Source organism: Amycolatopsis sp. MtRt-6, assembly GCF_017308975.1.
In the GTDB taxonomy this organism is placed as follows: Bacteria; Actinomycetota; Actinomycetes; order Mycobacteriales; family Pseudonocardiaceae; genus Amycolatopsis.
The window spans coordinates 447,466-462,321 of sequence record NZ_JADWPD010000001.1; the positions used below are offsets into that span (position 1 = coordinate 447,466).

The window sequence follows — 14,856 nt, forward strand, 5'->3', positions numbered from 1 at the left end:
CGTGGACCAGCTCGAACCCATTGGATCGCGCGGCCTGTGGATGAATATCACGGAGGGTAGACGCGTTACCCGGTGGGCTGAACGGCTGTTTCGTCAGGCGGCGGTGAGCCGGCCCTGTGCGCTGCGTAACCGGTCAGCGAGAACGCGCTGGTCGGCCGGGGTGAAGGCGATCCGGTTCTCGCCGCGCCCCGGAATCTCCTCGGTCAGCCACCGGCCTTCCGAGGTATCGATGTAGTTAACCGGGCGTTCGATCCGGTGCCACGCGCCGGTGCGGCTGCGAGCCGCGACGTAGAGGCTGCCGCTCCCCATCCGGCGCAACGCGAGGATCCGGCGGAGCTCGTCGGCCTCCTGCGAACCCTCGGCCGGGCGGTCGCTGCGGAGCACCCCGAAGCTGTCTTCGTCGCCGCGGGCGGTCCCTTCGAGCTGGCTCTTCGGCACCGCGAGCGGCGTCCCGCGGCCGGGCGCCAGCTTGGGGATCTGGCCGAGGAAGTCGTCGAGCAGCTCGTGCGGTTTCGTCGACTCCAGCACGACGACGTCCAGCTCCTCGTGTTTCGCCAGCACGAACGCCTCGCCCCCGGCGCTGCCGGCGAGCAGCCGGTAGCTCACCGGCTTGCCCTGGAACCCACCGTCGATCCAGCCGTAGTACTCCAGCTGCGGCCGGGCGATCGCCTCGATCGTCGCGACGAACCCGGGGTGCATCCCACGCGGGCCGAACAGGCCGGCCTTGGCGAGCTCGGCGTTGGTCCGCTCGTCCTCGCCGCGCTGGGCCTCGTCGCTGTACCAGGTCGGCTTCTCGGACAGCACCGTGTGCGGTTCGCCGCCCCGGCGCCGGATCAGGTTGATCAGGGTGCCGGTCGTGATGGTGACCTGCCTGTCCAGCACCGCGCTTTCCCCCAGTAGATCGTTGGTGAACCCGCAAGAGCCGGGCGCGCTCATCTTGGCACGCGCCCGGCGATCCCGCGTGCGCTACTCGCCGATGACCGGCGGCGCGGTCAGCTCGTCGGTCCCGAAGATCTCGTTCGGGTCGTCGCCGAGCAGGTACTTCGACGAGCGTTCCTCGTCGCCGCCGCCCTGGCCCTTGGCAGCGCCGGGGTGCATGCCACCCATGCCACCCATTCCGGCGGCCCCGGCGCGGCCCGCGGCCCCGCCGCCCATCGCCCCACCGGCACCCGCGCCACCCCGGCCGGCGCCCGCGTCACCGGCGCCGGGCATGGCCGCGCCGGTCGAGCCGCCGGGCCCGAAGCCCACGCCGCCCGGCCCGAAGCCCGCCGACGGGTCGCCGATGCCACCCGAGCCGCCGGGCCCGAAGCCGCCGCCGGGGATGGAGAAGTCGCCCGCGCCACCGCCGCCACCAGGGCCGAAGCCGCCGCCGGCCCCGGGGATCTTCGGCGGGACGAACCCCGACGAGTGGGTGCCGTCGTTGAAGTTCGGCGGGGTGTAGCCGGGGAGCTTCGACGGGTCGTAGTTGCCGCCGGGGATCTTCGAGGGGTCGAAGTTCGGCGGCTTCGACGGATCGAAGCCCGGCACCTTGCCCGGGTCGAAGCTGCCGCCGGGGGTGTTCGGCTGGCCGGGGAAGGACGGCACGGTACCCGGCTGCGGCATGTTGACGCCCGGCACCGAGCCGGTCCCGTTGCTGTCACCCGAGCCGGTGCCGTCCTGGTCGCCCGGCTTCTTCTTGCCGTCCTTGCCGTTCTTGCCGCCGTCGACGTTGACGTTCTCCTGCTGGCCCTGCAGCGCGGAGTACGTCGGCATCTTCTGGCCGTTGTCGTTGCTCGCCTTGTAGTACGTGTTGAAGGCGTCGACGTTGGCCTGGCCCTTGGCGTTGTAGTCGCGGATCGCCCGGTCGGTGTCGGTCGTCCACGGCTTCATCGCGTTGAGCAGGTTGTTCTTCGGCGGGTCCTTCGGCACCTGCTGCACCTGCGCGTGGACCGTGGTGAAGGCGTTGCGCTGCTCGCCGAGGTACTTGTCGGAGTCGGTGAGCTTGGTGCCGGAGTCCTCCATCCACACCCGCAGCGGGTGGGCGCCGGCCTGCTGGGCCGCCGCGGCCCCGCCGCCGGTCCAGGCCGCGTCCATCTCCTTGGCGAGCGCGTCGATCGTGCCGAGCCGTTCGGAGTAGGCGCCCTTCAGCCGGTTCGCCGCGGACTGCCCGCTCTCGATCGAGCCGGCGCCGGGACCGGTGGTGATCTTCTCCCAGATGTCGTAGCAGTCGATCTTGCGGTCGCCCTGCACCGACGTGTGGTCGTCCGAATGCGTGGTCGCCATGTTGTAGGCGGCGAAGCCACCCAGGAGCACCAGTTCCAGCATGTCAGCCCTCCTTCAACGTCTGCACCATCGACTCGCCGAACTTCTGCGCCACCGGGCACGGGTCCGCCGCGCCGGCGCCGTTGTCGTACTGCACGAGGATGTTGACCGCCAGTTCGTCGGTCACCCCGACGAACAGACCGCACTTGCCGTTCTTGCGGTCGTCCAGCGCGGCCGCGTAGACGGCCGGGTAGCCGCCGATCTGCGTCTCTTCCCAGTACGCGTCGTTGGCCTTCGTGTCGTAGACGTCGCTGAGGCCGTTCTTGTTCGCCGTCACCGTCGTCACGTCGATCTGGTTGCCCGGGTCGGCGGCTTCCTGGAACGTGCAGCTCGGGCCGTTGCCCGTGGAACGCGGAGCGCCGTCGCCGAGGCCGAGCGAGGAGCGCGCGGACGACGAGAGCGTCGCGCAGGCGTCCGAGGTGATCGACGCGGTGTTCAGCGGGCTCGGCACCTTCGGCGCGGAGCCGCCGCCGGCCGCCTCGCTGCTCGATGCGGCCGTGGACGGCGCCGGGTTGGCGGTGCCGCGGGTCGTGCCGCCGCAGCCGGCCAGGGTGAGCACGGCGCAGGCCAGTGCCGGGACGGCGATGAGTCGTCGGTTCACGTGGCCTGGTTCCCCGTCTTCGAAATGTCGGAGAGGGCGTCCGACTCCTTGGTGGTGATCTTCTGCTTCGCGGCGGTGAGCGCGTCGATGTAGTTCTTGACGTACTCCTGCATCTTCCGGTTCTGCTCGAGGAACGCCTTGCCGGACGGGTTCGCGAGCTTCTCCCAGTCGCCGCTGGCGAACTCCTTGCCGGGCGCCTTGACGTTCGCCATCAGGTTGGCGTCGTCGTAGTCGCGCTTCAGGTCGGCCTGCAGGTCCTGCCACTTCTTGATGACGCCGTCGATCTTGTCGGCGTCGAACGTGAAGCCGCCGCCACCACCGGCCGGCGCGGACATGTTGACCTCGTTAGCCATGCGATCCCATCCCCTTCGCGTCCTCGCCCATTCTCCTCCGACGCCGCCGCGATGTCCGAGGTTCCCCGGAAAGCGTGAAGGCGGGCCGCCCACCAGGGACGGCCCGCCTTCTCACGACGTAGTACTGCCTTACTGCGCGACGGCCTTGACCTCGAGCCGCACGTCGACCTTGACGTCCGGGTGCAGCCGGGCGCCGACCGAGTGCTTGCCCACGGTCTTGATGTGGTCGCGGAGCTCGATGACGCGCTTGTCGAGCAGCGGGCCACCGGCCGCCTTGATCGCGTCGACGATCTCGCCGGCGGTGATCGAACCGAAGAGCTTCTTCGAGCCCTCGGCCGCCTTGCCGGTGAGCTGGATGGCGCCGAGGCCCTCCAGCGTCGCCTTGATCTCCTTGGCGTGGTCGAGGTCGCGGATGCGACGGCTCTCCTGCGCGCGCTGGATCGTGCGGACGTTCTTCTCCGCGCCCTTGGAGGCCACGATCGCGTAGCCCCGCGGGAGCAGGTAGTTGCGTGCGTAGCCGTCCTTGACCTCGACGATGTCGCCGGGGCCGCCCAGGTTGGCCACGTCCGTGGTGAGGATGATCTTCGCCATTTCAGTGCCCTCCCTTAGCGCGCGGTCGAGGTGTAGGGCAGCAGCGCCATCTCGCGGGAGTTCTTGACCGCGATGGCGATGTCACGCTGGTGCTGGCTGCAGTTGCCGGTGACGCGACGGGCACGGATCTTGCCGCGGTCGGAGATGTACTTCCGCAGCAGGTTGGTGTCCTTGTAGTCGATCAGTTCCGGGCGGCCCTTCTTCTCGGCCTTGCAGAACACGCAGACCTTCTTCTTGGGCTTGCGGATGGGTGGCTTGGCCACTGTCTACTCCTGGTAATTCAAATCTTGGATGTGTACGAGATCAGAAGGGGGGCTCGTCGGAGAAGCCGCCGCCACCGCTGCTCGCGGCCGGGGCGGAACCCCACGGGTCGTCGGCGGGCATGCCGCCGCCACCGCCGCGGTTCCCGCCGCCACCGCCGCCGCCGAAGTCACCGCCGCCACCGCGACTGACCTTGTTGACCTTGGCCGTGGCGTAGCGCAGCGAGGGGCCGATCTCGTCGACCTCGAGCTCGACGACGGTGCGCTTCTCGCCTTCCTTCGTCTCGAACGAGCGCTGCTTGAGGCGGCCCTGCACGACGACGCGGGCGCCGCGGGTCAGGGACTCGGCGACGTTCTCCGCCGCCTGCCGCCAGATGTTGCAGCGCAGGAACAGCGCCTCGCCGTCCTTCCACTCGCCGGACTGCCGGTCGAGGGTGCGCGGGGTGGACGCGACGGTGAAGTTCGCGACCGCCGCACCGGACGGGGTGAAGCGCAGCTCCGGGTCGGACGTCAGGTTGCCGACCACCGTGATGACGGTGTCTCCAGCCATCGGGGTTCCCCTCGGGCTCAGGCCTTGGCGGCAGCGGGCTTGGCCGCGGCGCGCTTGACCTCGCGACGCATGACCTTGGTGCGGAGCACGGTCTCCTGCAGCGACAGCTGCCGGTCGAGCTCCTTGACCGCGTCCGAAGACGAGTTCAGGTCGAGGAGCGCGTAGATGCCCTCGGCGTGCTTCTTGATCTCGTACGAAAGGCGGCGGCGGCCCCAGACGTCGACCTTCTCCACGGAACCGCCCGAAGTGCGGATCACGTTGAGGAAGTTGTCCAGCGTGGGGGCGACCGTGCGCTCGTCGAGCGTGGGGTCCAGGATGACCATTACCTCGTAATGGCGTGACACAACCACTCACCTCCTATGGGCTCGCGGCCACGGGCTGTCCGTGGCAGGAGGGTTTGTCCAGGTAAGGCTACCTGGGGGTACCGACAGGACCGGACAGCGGGGTCAGGCGGCCCGGCGCAGCACCCAGGTGCGGACGAGCCCGGCGGTCACCCCGGCGAGCACGATCACGGCGAGCAGCATGGGCAGCTGCACGTCGTCCGGCGCGCTGTTCGAGGCCAGCGACTGCGCGTTGCCGGCGTCGCGGATGTCGGCACCCTGGCCGCTCTGTCCGCTCTGGTCGCCCTGGCCCGCCTGCGGCGCCGAGACGTCACCGGGGAGGGTGCCGTTCGCCGGGTAGCGCACCCCGGGCGCGACGGCGGTGCCCGCGGTCGCGGTGGGGATGCCGCTGTAGTCGCGCATCGGCGCGCTGCCGCCCGTGCCGCCCGCGGTGCCGGGGTTGAGGTTCGAGAGGTTGCCCGCCGCGCCGCCGGGGGCGGTGTCGGTGCGGGCCTGCGGGTTGCCGGCGCCCGGCTGGGCGGGGGCGGCGTAGTTGGTGGCGATCGTGGTCAGGCCGCAGTTCTTCGCCACGGTCGACGAAATCGCGGCGAGCACCTCGTTCTTGGTGCTGTCGAGCACGCCGAGACCGTTCGCGCCCTTCAGCGCGGTGGCGACGGCGCCGCCGACCGCGGAGCCCTCGATCGTGCCGCCCGCCGCGTTCGGCACCTGGCCGACCGTCAGCGCGCCCTTGCCCGCGATCGTGTCGGCGAGGGCGTCCGGCCATACGCTCGCAAAGGTCCAGAAGTGGCTGTTGACGTAGTCCCGCGCGCCCTTGCGGACCAGTTCCTTCACCGAGGCGCCGGTGACCGCGACCGTGTCGCCCATGCTGCCGCTGACCGAGCCCGTGCAGGTGCCCGCGAGGGTCGTCGCGGCGGAGGCGGTGCCCGTGGTGAGGAATGCGCCGCCGACCAGGAACGCGGCAACGGCGGTGACGGTCAGCTTCTTCCGCACGAGCATTTCCTCCGGGGTTATCGGGGCGTCGTCCTGAACAACAGGGTCAACGAGGGCGATACGCGAAAGATACTCGGCAGTCAGATCAATTCGCAGCGGCCATTCGGCGGAGTACCCAGGTGCGGACGAGGCCCGCGCTGACTCCGGAGAGTGCCAAAACCGCGATCAGGAGCGGCAAATTCGACCCGTTCGTGAAGCCGTCCGATGCGGAAGGTAGCGCTTCGGCCTGGCCCGCGGTCTGGACGCCGGAATTGCCCTCCGCGGAGGCGCCGTCCGGACCGCTGAGGCCGTACTGCGGCGCGTAGCCCGGGATCTGGCTGCCGTACCGGATGGCGGGCGACGGCGTGAACAGCCCGGCCGTCGCGAACGGGATGCCGCTGTAGTCGCGCATCGGCGCGTAGCCGGTGCCGAGGGTGAACGGGAAGCCGCCGAACACCGGCGTGCTCGCGAAGCCCGGCAGGAGCGGGCTGTTCGCCTCCGGGATCGGCGTGGTGCCCGCCGGGGTGCCGCCCTGCGGCCCGCCCCCGGTCCCGCCCTGGGCCGGCGGTTGCTGCGGGCTGCCGCCGGAGGGGGGTTGCTGCGGGGCGGGCTGACCGCCGCCGGTGAGCGATCGGATGCCCTGTTCGGTGCCACTGGTCACGCCCTGGACGCCCTGGTTGATCGCGCTCGCCGCGGGCGCGCCGACCACCGGCACCGGCGAGACGACGGTGTTCACCACTTTCACGGTGACGTTGCAGAGGCTGCCGAGCAGCACGGTGGTCGCCTGGGTGACGATGCCGAGGTCGAGCTTCAGGCCAAGCAGCGTCGTGCCCACGATCTTGTCGCCGGGCGCGGCCTCCACGGTGCTGCCGCAGGGCACGGTCTTCGTCTCGGCCGAGGCGGTGCCGGGCATCCCGAGCACAGCGGAACCCGCGAGCACGACCGCCGCCGCTCCGACCGCCGTTGCCCTCCGTGTCCGATCCTGCATGCTCGCCGCCCCTGGTCTCGTCGCCTACTTCCCAGTACAACGACGCTAAGGCAGCTCGGTGACGCCCGCTCGCTCAAAAATGTCCGGCATTCGGGTGGAAGCGGGGGTGACCGTGCGTCAGGCGGGGCTGCGGCGGATCCAGGCCCGGACGAGCGCGGCCGCGACGATCGCCAGCGCCAGCACGGCCAGCAGCATCGGCAGCTTGGCCGGCGGGGTCACTCCCGGCAGGGCCTCCGCGGTGCCGGACCGCTGGGCGTCGACGGTCGGCGGCGGGACCTGCTGGCCCGGGATGATCTGCGCGATCACCGGCGCCTGCACGAGGCTGCCCGGCAGCAGGGCGGCGTTGGTGAAGATGCCCGAGATCGCGTCGCCCGGCAGGCCCGCGTTCCCCGGGCCGGTGACGACCGGGCCGGTGCTGCTGCCCGGCGGGTTCGGCCCCGGGTTCGGCGGCGTGGGGCCGGGCGGCGCGGGCTGCGGCGGGTTCGGGCCCGGCGGGAGGGGCAGCGGCGGCAGCTCGCCCGTCACGCCCTGGGTCAGGCCGCCGATGGCGTTGACCGTGCCCTGCGCGGCCGGGCAGACGCCCTTCGCCGCCGCGTCACCGACCACCGGTACCTGGCCGATGCCGAGCGCCTTCACGGTGTCGCCGACCGGCAGGGTGAGCAGGGGCTTCGAGCCGTTCGTGTTCCGCGAACTCGAGTCGAGGCCGACGGTGAGCTGGTTCGGGGCGTTCAGCGGGGCGCCGGCGTCGAGCGTCAGCCCGGAAGCACTCCCCTGCTGCAGCGTGGCCTCGCAGCTCCCGCCGAGGGTGGGGCTGGTTTCCGCGACGGCCGGCGCCGCGAGCGCGGCCGAGGCGGCGATCGTGAATCCCAGTGCGGTGATCCGGGCGACGTGCTTCCCCATCATGCCCCTCCGGCAAGTCGGACCGATCTGGATCACGGAACGCGCTCACGGTACTCCACGAGCGTCACCAACCGGGCCCACCGGCCGGAAACGGGATCGGGAGTAGCGTGCAACGCATGCTGATTGGCGCCCATGTCCGTGACGACGACCCGTTGACCGCGGTCGCCGAGCGCAAAGCCGACGTCGTCCAGTTCTTCCTCTCCGACCCGCAGGGCTGGAAGGCCCCGAAGCCGCACCCGCACGGCGAGGCCATCGCGGCCGACCCGGTCGAGGTGTTCATCCACTCGCCGTACCTGATCAACGTGGCTTCGCTGAACAACCGGATCCGGATCCCGTCGCGGAAGAACGTCACGCAACACGCGGACGGCGCCGCCGCGATCGGGGCGAAGGGCCTGATCGTGCACGGCGGGCACGTCGGCGCGACCGACGACGTCGAAGCCGGCCTGGACAACTGGCGCAAGCTCTTCGAGCGCGAGCAGGAAAAGGGCGGCTTCAAGGTACCGATCCTGATCGAGAACACCGCCGGCGGCGAGAACGCGATGACCCGCGACCTCGACGTCATCGCCCGGCTGTGGGACAAGGTCGGCGAGTTCGGCGCCGGGTTCTGCCTGGACACCTGCCACGCGTTCGCCGCGGGCTGGGACCTGGCCACCGCTGTCGAAAAGGTCAAGGCCATCACCGGCCGGATCGACCTGGTGCACCTCAACAACTCGCGCGACGAGTTCGGCTCGACCCGCGACCGGCACGCCAACGTCGTGCAGGGCGACGGCACGATCGACCCCGAGGTGCTGGTCGCCGTCGCCCGTGACGCGGGTGCACCGGTCGTCGTCGAAACGCCGGCCGACGGCCAGGCCACCGACATCGCCTACCTGCGGGAACAGCTCGGTTAGACGGTGACGGCCTTCCGGCGGCGCCGGACGGCGTTCGGGATGATCACGTCCCGGGCGCCGTCGAGGAAGCCGCCGGCCGGGTCGTCGTCGCCGTCCATCCGGACGAGGTCGGTGGCCGGCCGGTAGATCTCCCGCACGACCAGCACGCACAGGCCGATGACGGCGAGGTCGCGGACCACGACCGTGCCGAGGAACCAGCCTTCGGGCAGGCCCTTGTGGTCGACGCCGAGGTAGTAGAACATCCGCGGCACCCAGACCACGGCGTCGATCAGCATCCAGCCGAGCAGCAGCCGCCAGCGCGGGATCGCCAGCACCGCCAGCGGGACGAGCCACAGCGAGTACTGCGGGCTCCACACCTTGTTCGTCAGCAGGAACGCGGCCACGACGAGGAACGCGAGCTGGCCGACGCGCGGCCGCCGCGGGGCGGCGAGGGCGAGGTAGGCGATCCCGGCGCAGCAGGTCAGGAACAGCACGGCCACCGTGATGTTGAGGTACGTCGGCGTCTGGTTCTTCTGCAGCACGCCGTCGAACCCGGCCCAGCCGGTGACGTACGAGAAGACGTTGTAGAGCGAGTCCGGGTCCATCGGCCGCAGGGTGCTCATCCGGAAGAACTCCCACCAGCCGCGGGTCGCGGTGAGGATGAACGGCGCGTTCACCGCCAGCCACGTCACGACCGTGGCCCCCGCGGTCTTCCAGAACGGCGTGAGCTTGCCCGCGCGCAGGCAGAGCGCGAACAGCACGCCGAGCAGGAAGAGCGGGTAGAGCTTCGCCGTCGCGCCGAGGCCGAGCAGGAGCCCGGCGAGCAGCGGGCGCTTCCGCGCCCAGGCGAGCAGGCCGGTCGCGGTGAACGCGGTCGCGATCGCGTCGAAGTTGGTGAAGGCGTGCACCAGCACCAGGGGCGAGATCGCCACCAGCACCATGTCCCACGGCCGGCGTTTCACCGTCCGGCCGGTCGCCCAGACGGTGACGAGCCAGGCGAGCGCGAGGAAGAACGCCGTGATGTCGAAGTAGATCGCCACCGGCAGGGCGCCCGGCAGCCAGCCGGCCTGGGCGACGTTGTACCAGCCCTGGGCGAGCTTCGCGTTGGCCCACTGGAAGAGGCCGGTGAACACCGGGTACTCCATGTACCGCGTGTTGTTCTCGGCGGTCTGCGAGCTCTCCTTCCACGACGTGTAGTACGGGAAGGTGCCCGGCCGGTCGAGCCGCTCGGAGCCGTAGAGCGGCACGATGTCGGAGTAGCACATGGCGACGAACGGGCGGCCCGCGCGCCAGTCGAGCTGGGTGTTGCCGTTCGAGTCCTGGTACTGCTGGATGCAGGAGCCCTTGCCGAACCAGCACAGCATCAGCGCCAGCGTGGCCAGCAGCAGGCCGACGCGCTGGGGCGACCAGAACCAGTGCCTGCCGACCGCCGCGTGCTCACCGAGCGGGCCGCCGATGGGTCTGGTGACCGCCGCCGCGAGGGGCTCGTTCCAGCTGGGGACGACCCGGTCCGCCCCGGTCAGCGTCACGGGGGCGGGGTCCGCCTCCCGCGTGGTCTCCTCTGGCACGAGGCGGATGGTATCGGTGATCGACGTGCGTGGCGGTGAAGCCGGTGATCACGCCGGATTCGCGTAGTAGGAGGCCAGGACCTCGGCGGCCGCGCCGCGGGTGACGAGCTCCTCGCCGGAGGTGTCTTCGACGACCTCGATGCGCTGCCAGTGCGGCAGCGGCAGCAGCTCCTCGAGCCGGGCCGAAACGGCTTCGCGGTGGACGTCCGGCTCGTCCCGGACCGCCCGCCCGGCCAGCACGATCCGCTCCAGGTCGAGCACCTGCACGAGGTCGGCCAGCCCGATGCCGAGGAAGCCGGCGGCGGCCCGGGTGCCCGGCGCGCGCTTGGCCATGATCTCGACGCAGCCGCGTCGCCCGCAGGCGCACCGCGGCCCGTCGAAGGCGATGGTCGTGTGTCCGAACTCACCCGCGTTGGTCCGCGGGCCGCGGTAGAGCCGCCCGTCGATCAGCAGGCCGACGCCGATGCCGGTGCCGACGAGCACCACCGCGGTCGCCGTCGGCTCGCCGTGCGGCCAGAGCCGGGCGAACGCGGCGGCGTTGGTGTTCTTGTCGAGCGTCACCGGCAGCCCGGTGCGCTGTTCGAGCAGGTCGCGCAGGGGCACGTCGTGCCAGCCGGGCATGTTCGTCGCGGCCCGGACCAGGCCGGCGCGGTGGTCCAGCGGGCCGACCGCGCCGAGGCCGAGGCCGAGCACGTCGAAGCCGTCGGCGAGCTCCAGCGCGGTGGCCCCGATGGCGTCGACGGCCTGCGCGGGCGTGAAGCCGCGCGGCAGCGGCCCGCCCGCCGTCTCCTCGACCTCGCCGACGAGGTTGGCGCGCAGCACGTGGTACTCGTCGCGGTCGAGGCGCGCGCCGAGCGCGTGCTTGGCACCCGCCCGGATGCGCAGCGCCGTGCGGGGCTTGCCGACACCGGCGGAGGGCTGGCGCTGCTCGTCCAGCAGGCCGGTTTCGAGCAGCTCGGGGACGATCTTGGAGACGGCCTGCTGGGTGAGCCCGGTGCGTTCGGCGAGCTCGACCCGGCTGAGGCCGCCGGCGCGCAGGATGTGCGTGAGCAGCAGGGCGCGGTTGTGCGCGCGCACGTCGCGCAGGTTCACGCCGGTGTCCGCCATGGATGGATCTTCGCACGTCTGGTCAATTAGGCAACGCTGTTGTTTAATGACGGCATGGCGGACGACTTGCGTGTGGGCATCCTGGGGTACGGCATCGGTGGCCGCGTGTTCCACGCGCCGCTGGTCGCGGCGACCCCGGGGCTCACCCCGGCGGTCATCACGACGTCGGGCAACGCCGCGCAGGCCCGCACCGACCACCCGGGCGCGGAGGTCGTGCCCGACGCCGACGCGTTGTTCGAGCGGGCGGCTGACCTCGACCTCGTCGTGGTCAGCACGCCCAACCGCACGCACGTGCCGCTCGCGCTGCGGGCGATCGAAGCCGGCCTGCCGGTGGTCGTCGACAAGCCGTTCGCGCCGACCGCGGCCGAAGCCGAGCGGGTTGTCGAGGCGGCGAAGGCGGCGGGTGTCGGCCTGACGGTCTTCCAGAACCGGCGGCTCGACTCCGACTTCCTCACCGTGCGGAAGGTCCTCGAGTCCGGGCGGCTCGGCGAGGTGTTCCGCTTCGAGTCCCGCTACGACCGCTGGGTGCCGAAGCCCAAGGACAACTGGCGCGAGTTCGGCGACCCGGCCGAGGCCGGCGGCCTGCTCTACGACCTCGGCGCGCACATCGTCGACCAGGCGCTGCAGCTGTTCGGCCCGGTCACCCGCGTCTACGCGGAGGTCGACCGCCGCCGGGCGGGCGTCCAGGTCGACGACGACGTCTTCGTCGCGCTGCACCACGCGAGCGGGGTCCGGTCGCACCTGTGGGCGTCCGCGCTCGCGGGCACCCTCAACCCGCGGTTCCGGGTCCTCGGCGAGCGGGCGACGTTCACCAAGTACGGCCTCGACGTGCAGGAACCGCAGATCAAGGCGGGCATGCGCCCCGGCGACGACGGCTGGGGCGTGGAGCCCGCGGCGGACGCGGGCCGGATCGGCGTCGGCAGCGACGTCAGGACGGTGCCCACCGAGACCGGCCGCTACGAGCAGTTCTACGCCGAGGTGCGCGACGCGCTGCGCGGCGAAGGCGAGTTCCCGGTCGACCCGGCCTCGTCGGTCGAGGCCCTGCGCGTGATCGAGGCCGCCCACCGCTCCGGCGTCGAAGGCACCGTGGTCGAGCTCTGACCCCCTGACCGGCCGTGACCTCGGTGACCCCCAGCTCCGAGGTCACGGCCTCCTTCGTGGTCAGGGGCCGAAGTTCGCCTGGCCGGTGTCGTTGCCGTTGCCGCGCCCGCGGCCGTCGCGCCGGTCGCCGTCGCGCACGCCGTCTTGCTGCTGCCGCTGGTCCCGGTCGTCGCCGCGGCCGATCGTGAAGCGGTCGTCGTCCTGCTGTTGTTGCTGCTGTTGCAGTTGCCGCTGCTGGAGCTGGAACTGCAGCTGGTCGTCCTGCGGCGAGGTGATCGCCTGGACGCGGTCGAAGCGCTCGGCCGGCTTCCCGGCCAGGTAGAGCTGCATGAACCGCTGCCACACGGGGGCGGCCACGACCGACGGCGTCAGCGGGGCGCCGTTCGGGGCGCGCAGCGCCTTGTCGCCGTCGCCGCCCACCCACACCGCGGCGGACACCGAGGGCGTGTAGCCCACCATCCACGTCTGCGAGTTCGTGTTCGCGGCGGACGCCGGTTCGTCGGCGGCGGGTGTGTGCTGCTGGGTCCCGGTCTTGCCCGCGCACTCGTGCCCGGCCGGGCAGGACAGCCGCGAGAACGGGATCACCGGCGCCAGCGCGGCGGTCACGTTGCCGGCGATCTGCCGGCTCCGGTCCCGGTCGTTGTCCGCGAACGCGTCCGTCGCGCGCGCGCCGGTCTCGTAGGCGGTCTCGCCCTGGGAGTTCGTCACCTTCTGCACGAAGTGGCGGCTGTGCTGGATCCCGCCGGCGGCGAAGGTCGCGTACGCCGAGGCCATGTCCGCCGGTGTCACCGCGGTCTGGCCGCCGCCGATCGAGATGTTGTTGTCCCCGGTGAACAGCACGCTGCGGCCGCCGTTGTCCTTCGTGCGGATGCCCGCTTCCTGCGCGGCCTCGGCCACCCCCGCCGGCTTGGTCACGTTGAGCACCATGTCGTAGAAGACGGTGTTGGTCGACCGCTGCATCGCCTCGGCCACCGTGCACACCTCCGAGCAGCTGCTGCTGGTGCCGGCGTTGCGCACCGGCAGCGGCACGTCCGGGAACGACCGCGGCGAGCGGCCGTCGAAGACCGCGTTGAGCCCGCGGCCGCCCTTGAGGAACGCGGTGAGGTCGAACGGCTTCATCGACGACCCGGGGTTGTGCGCTTCGTCCGCCCAGTCGCGCCCGGCCTGGTCCTCGCCGTTCGGGCCCTTCACGATCGGCTCGCCGCCGTAGTAGGCGAGCACACCTCCGGTCTGCGGGTCGACGGCGACCATCGCGCCGAGGATGCGGTCGTCGGTCTGCCCGGCCATGCCCTGCGCCACGGCCTGCTCGGCGGCGTCCTGCGCCTTCGAGTCGATCGTCGTGAACACCTGGAACCCGCCCGAGTAGTACTTCTCCTCGGGGATCCCCGCCGCGGCCAGCTCGGCCTTCACCTGCTTCTTGACGAACGGGTTGACCGTGTTCCCCTGCCGCGATTCGACGAGCGGGATCGGGGTCGGGAACCGCGCCGCCTTCCGGTCGGCGGCGGAGAGGTAACCGTTGCGCTGCATGCGGTCCAGCGCGGTGCTCCACCGGTCGCGGGCCACCGTCTGGTTCTCCGACCGGCCCGGCTGCTGGATCAGCCCGGCGAGCAGCGCGGACTCGGAGAAGTTCAGCTGGGCGGCGTCCTTGCCGAAGAACGCCTGCGCCGCCGCCTGGACGCCGTAGGCGCCGCGGCCGAAGTAGATGATGTTGAGGTAGGCGGTGATGATGTCCGCCTTCTCGTAGGTCTGGTTCATCTTGAACGACTTCGCGAGCTCGACCCACTTGCGCGTCAACGTCGGCGAGTCGTCACCGGAGGCGTTCTTGATGTACTGCTGGGAAATCGTCGAACCGCCGCCGGAGCCGCCGGTGACCTGGTTGTAGGCGGCCCGCAGGATGCCGGAGACGTCGAAGCCGGAGTTGGTCTCGAAGGACGCGTCCTCGGTGGCGATCACGGCCTTCTTGACGACGTCCGGGATCTGTGCGGGGTCGAGGAGCTGCCGGTTCCCACCGGTGGGCACGTCCTTGCCCATCTCGGTGCCGTCGGCGTAGAGGTAGGTGACCGCCTGGCCCTGCGACTGCGCGACCGAGGCCGGCGAAGGCACGTCGACGGCGAAGTAGGTGATCACGAAGGCGACCGCGGGCACCAGGAAGAACAGGCCGGACAGCACGTACACCACCCGGCGGACGGTCTTCCAGCGGCGGTTGCGCGGGCCGGGGGCGATGGCGGCGGTGAGCTCGTCCGGTTCGTCCGGCCGCGGGAGAGGCCGTCGTGGCTGGTAACGACCACGCGGAACCGGCCGGCGGCCGAGCCTCGAGCGATTTCGGTCGGTGTACACGGGCCGTCCTCGGGTACGCA

General features: G+C 71.4%; 16 protein-coding genes. 2 read left to right on the top strand and 14 right to left on the bottom strand.

Annotated elements, in window-relative coordinates; translation table 11 throughout:
- Positions 1-93: 93 nt before the first annotated feature.
- From I4Q55_RS02240 to I4Q55_RS02290, 11 genes are all read right to left on the bottom strand, one after another.
- On the bottom strand, positions 94-882 hold the full coding sequence (locus tag I4Q55_RS02240) for an ESX secretion-associated protein EspG (protein ID WP_206784294.1): 789 nt from the start codon (positions 880-882) through the stop codon (positions 94-96).
- A gap of 84 nt (positions 883-966) precedes the next feature.
- A complete protein-coding gene (locus tag I4Q55_RS02245) occupies positions 967-2,304 on the bottom strand; it encodes a hypothetical protein (RefSeq protein ID WP_206784295.1) in 1,338 nt (445 codons plus the stop codon).
- Between the two features lies 1 nt (position 2,305).
- Positions 2,306-2,902 carry a DUF3558 domain-containing protein gene (locus tag I4Q55_RS02250; RefSeq protein WP_206784296.1) on the bottom strand — a complete coding sequence of 199 codons (597 nt, stop codon included), beginning with the start codon at positions 2,900-2,902 and terminating at the stop codon, positions 2,306-2,308.
- Positions 2,899-3,255, bottom strand: coding sequence for a hypothetical protein (locus I4Q55_RS02255; RefSeq protein WP_206784297.1), 357 nt, complete (start codon positions 3,253-3,255; stop codon positions 2,899-2,901). Before I4Q55_RS02255 ends, I4Q55_RS02250 begins: the two co-directional genes overlap by 4 nt.
- Positions 3,256-3,384: 129 nt before the next feature.
- Positions 3,385-3,846, bottom strand: coding sequence for a 50S ribosomal protein L9 (gene rplI / locus I4Q55_RS02260; RefSeq protein WP_003098743.1), 462 nt, complete (start codon positions 3,844-3,846; stop codon positions 3,385-3,387).
- A gap of 14 nt (positions 3,847-3,860) precedes the next feature.
- Positions 3,861-4,109: a 30S ribosomal protein S18 gene (rpsR, locus tag I4Q55_RS02265; protein ID WP_003098744.1), complete on the bottom strand. Its 249-nt coding sequence runs from the start codon at positions 4,107-4,109 to the stop codon at positions 3,861-3,863.
- 40 nt (positions 4,110-4,149) lie between these two features.
- Complete coding sequence (locus tag I4Q55_RS02270; protein ID WP_206784298.1) at positions 4,150-4,656, bottom strand: single-stranded DNA-binding protein; 507 nt, start codon at positions 4,654-4,656, stop codon at positions 4,150-4,152.
- 17 nt (positions 4,657-4,673) lie between these two features.
- Positions 4,674-5,000, bottom strand: coding sequence for a 30S ribosomal protein S6 (gene rpsF, locus I4Q55_RS02275; protein ID WP_176173898.1), 327 nt, complete (start codon positions 4,998-5,000; stop codon positions 4,674-4,676).
- A gap of 102 nt (positions 5,001-5,102) precedes the next feature.
- Complete coding sequence (locus I4Q55_RS02280; protein WP_206784299.1) at positions 5,103-5,993, bottom strand: hypothetical protein; 891 nt, start codon at positions 5,991-5,993, stop codon at positions 5,103-5,105.
- 79 nt (positions 5,994-6,072) lie between these two features.
- Complete coding sequence (locus I4Q55_RS02285) at positions 6,073-6,954, bottom strand: hypothetical protein (protein WP_206784300.1); 882 nt, start codon at positions 6,952-6,954, stop codon at positions 6,073-6,075.
- Between the two features lie 117 nt (positions 6,955-7,071).
- Positions 7,072-7,854, bottom strand: coding sequence for a hypothetical protein (locus I4Q55_RS02290; RefSeq protein ID WP_374194437.1), 783 nt, complete (start codon positions 7,852-7,854; stop codon positions 7,072-7,074).
- Between the two features lie 116 nt (positions 7,855-7,970).
- On the opposite strand from I4Q55_RS02290, the gene I4Q55_RS02295 reads away from it, so the two are divergent.
- Positions 7,971-8,744 (top strand): deoxyribonuclease IV, encoded by a 774-nt coding sequence (locus I4Q55_RS02295; RefSeq protein WP_206784302.1) that lies wholly within the window; start codon positions 7,971-7,973, stop codon positions 8,742-8,744.
- On the opposite strand, the gene I4Q55_RS02300 is transcribed toward I4Q55_RS02295, so the two are convergent.
- Positions 8,741-10,291, bottom strand: a complete 1,551-nt coding sequence (locus I4Q55_RS02300) for a glycosyltransferase family 87 protein (RefSeq protein WP_206784303.1) — start codon at positions 10,289-10,291, stop codon at positions 8,741-8,743. The two genes, I4Q55_RS02295 and I4Q55_RS02300, sit on opposite strands and share 4 nt — an antisense overlap.
- A gap of 48 nt (positions 10,292-10,339) precedes the next feature.
- A complete protein-coding gene (locus I4Q55_RS02305) occupies positions 10,340-11,398 on the bottom strand; it encodes an ROK family transcriptional regulator (protein ID WP_206784304.1) in 1,059 nt (352 codons plus the stop codon).
- 54 nt (positions 11,399-11,452) lie between these two features.
- Here I4Q55_RS02305 and I4Q55_RS02310 point away from each other — a divergent pair, with 54 nt between their 5' ends.
- Complete coding sequence (locus tag I4Q55_RS02310) at positions 11,453-12,499, top strand: Gfo/Idh/MocA family oxidoreductase (protein ID WP_206784305.1); 1,047 nt, start codon at positions 11,453-11,455, stop codon at positions 12,497-12,499.
- Positions 12,500-12,559: 60 nt separating this feature from the next.
- On the opposite strand, the gene I4Q55_RS02315 is transcribed toward I4Q55_RS02310, so the two are convergent.
- The gene (locus I4Q55_RS02315; protein WP_206784306.1) at positions 12,560-14,836 is read right to left on the bottom strand and encodes a transglycosylase domain-containing protein; all 2,277 of its coding nucleotides are present in this window, start codon (positions 14,834-14,836) and stop codon (positions 12,560-12,562) included.
- Positions 14,837-14,856 lie beyond the last annotated feature (20 nt).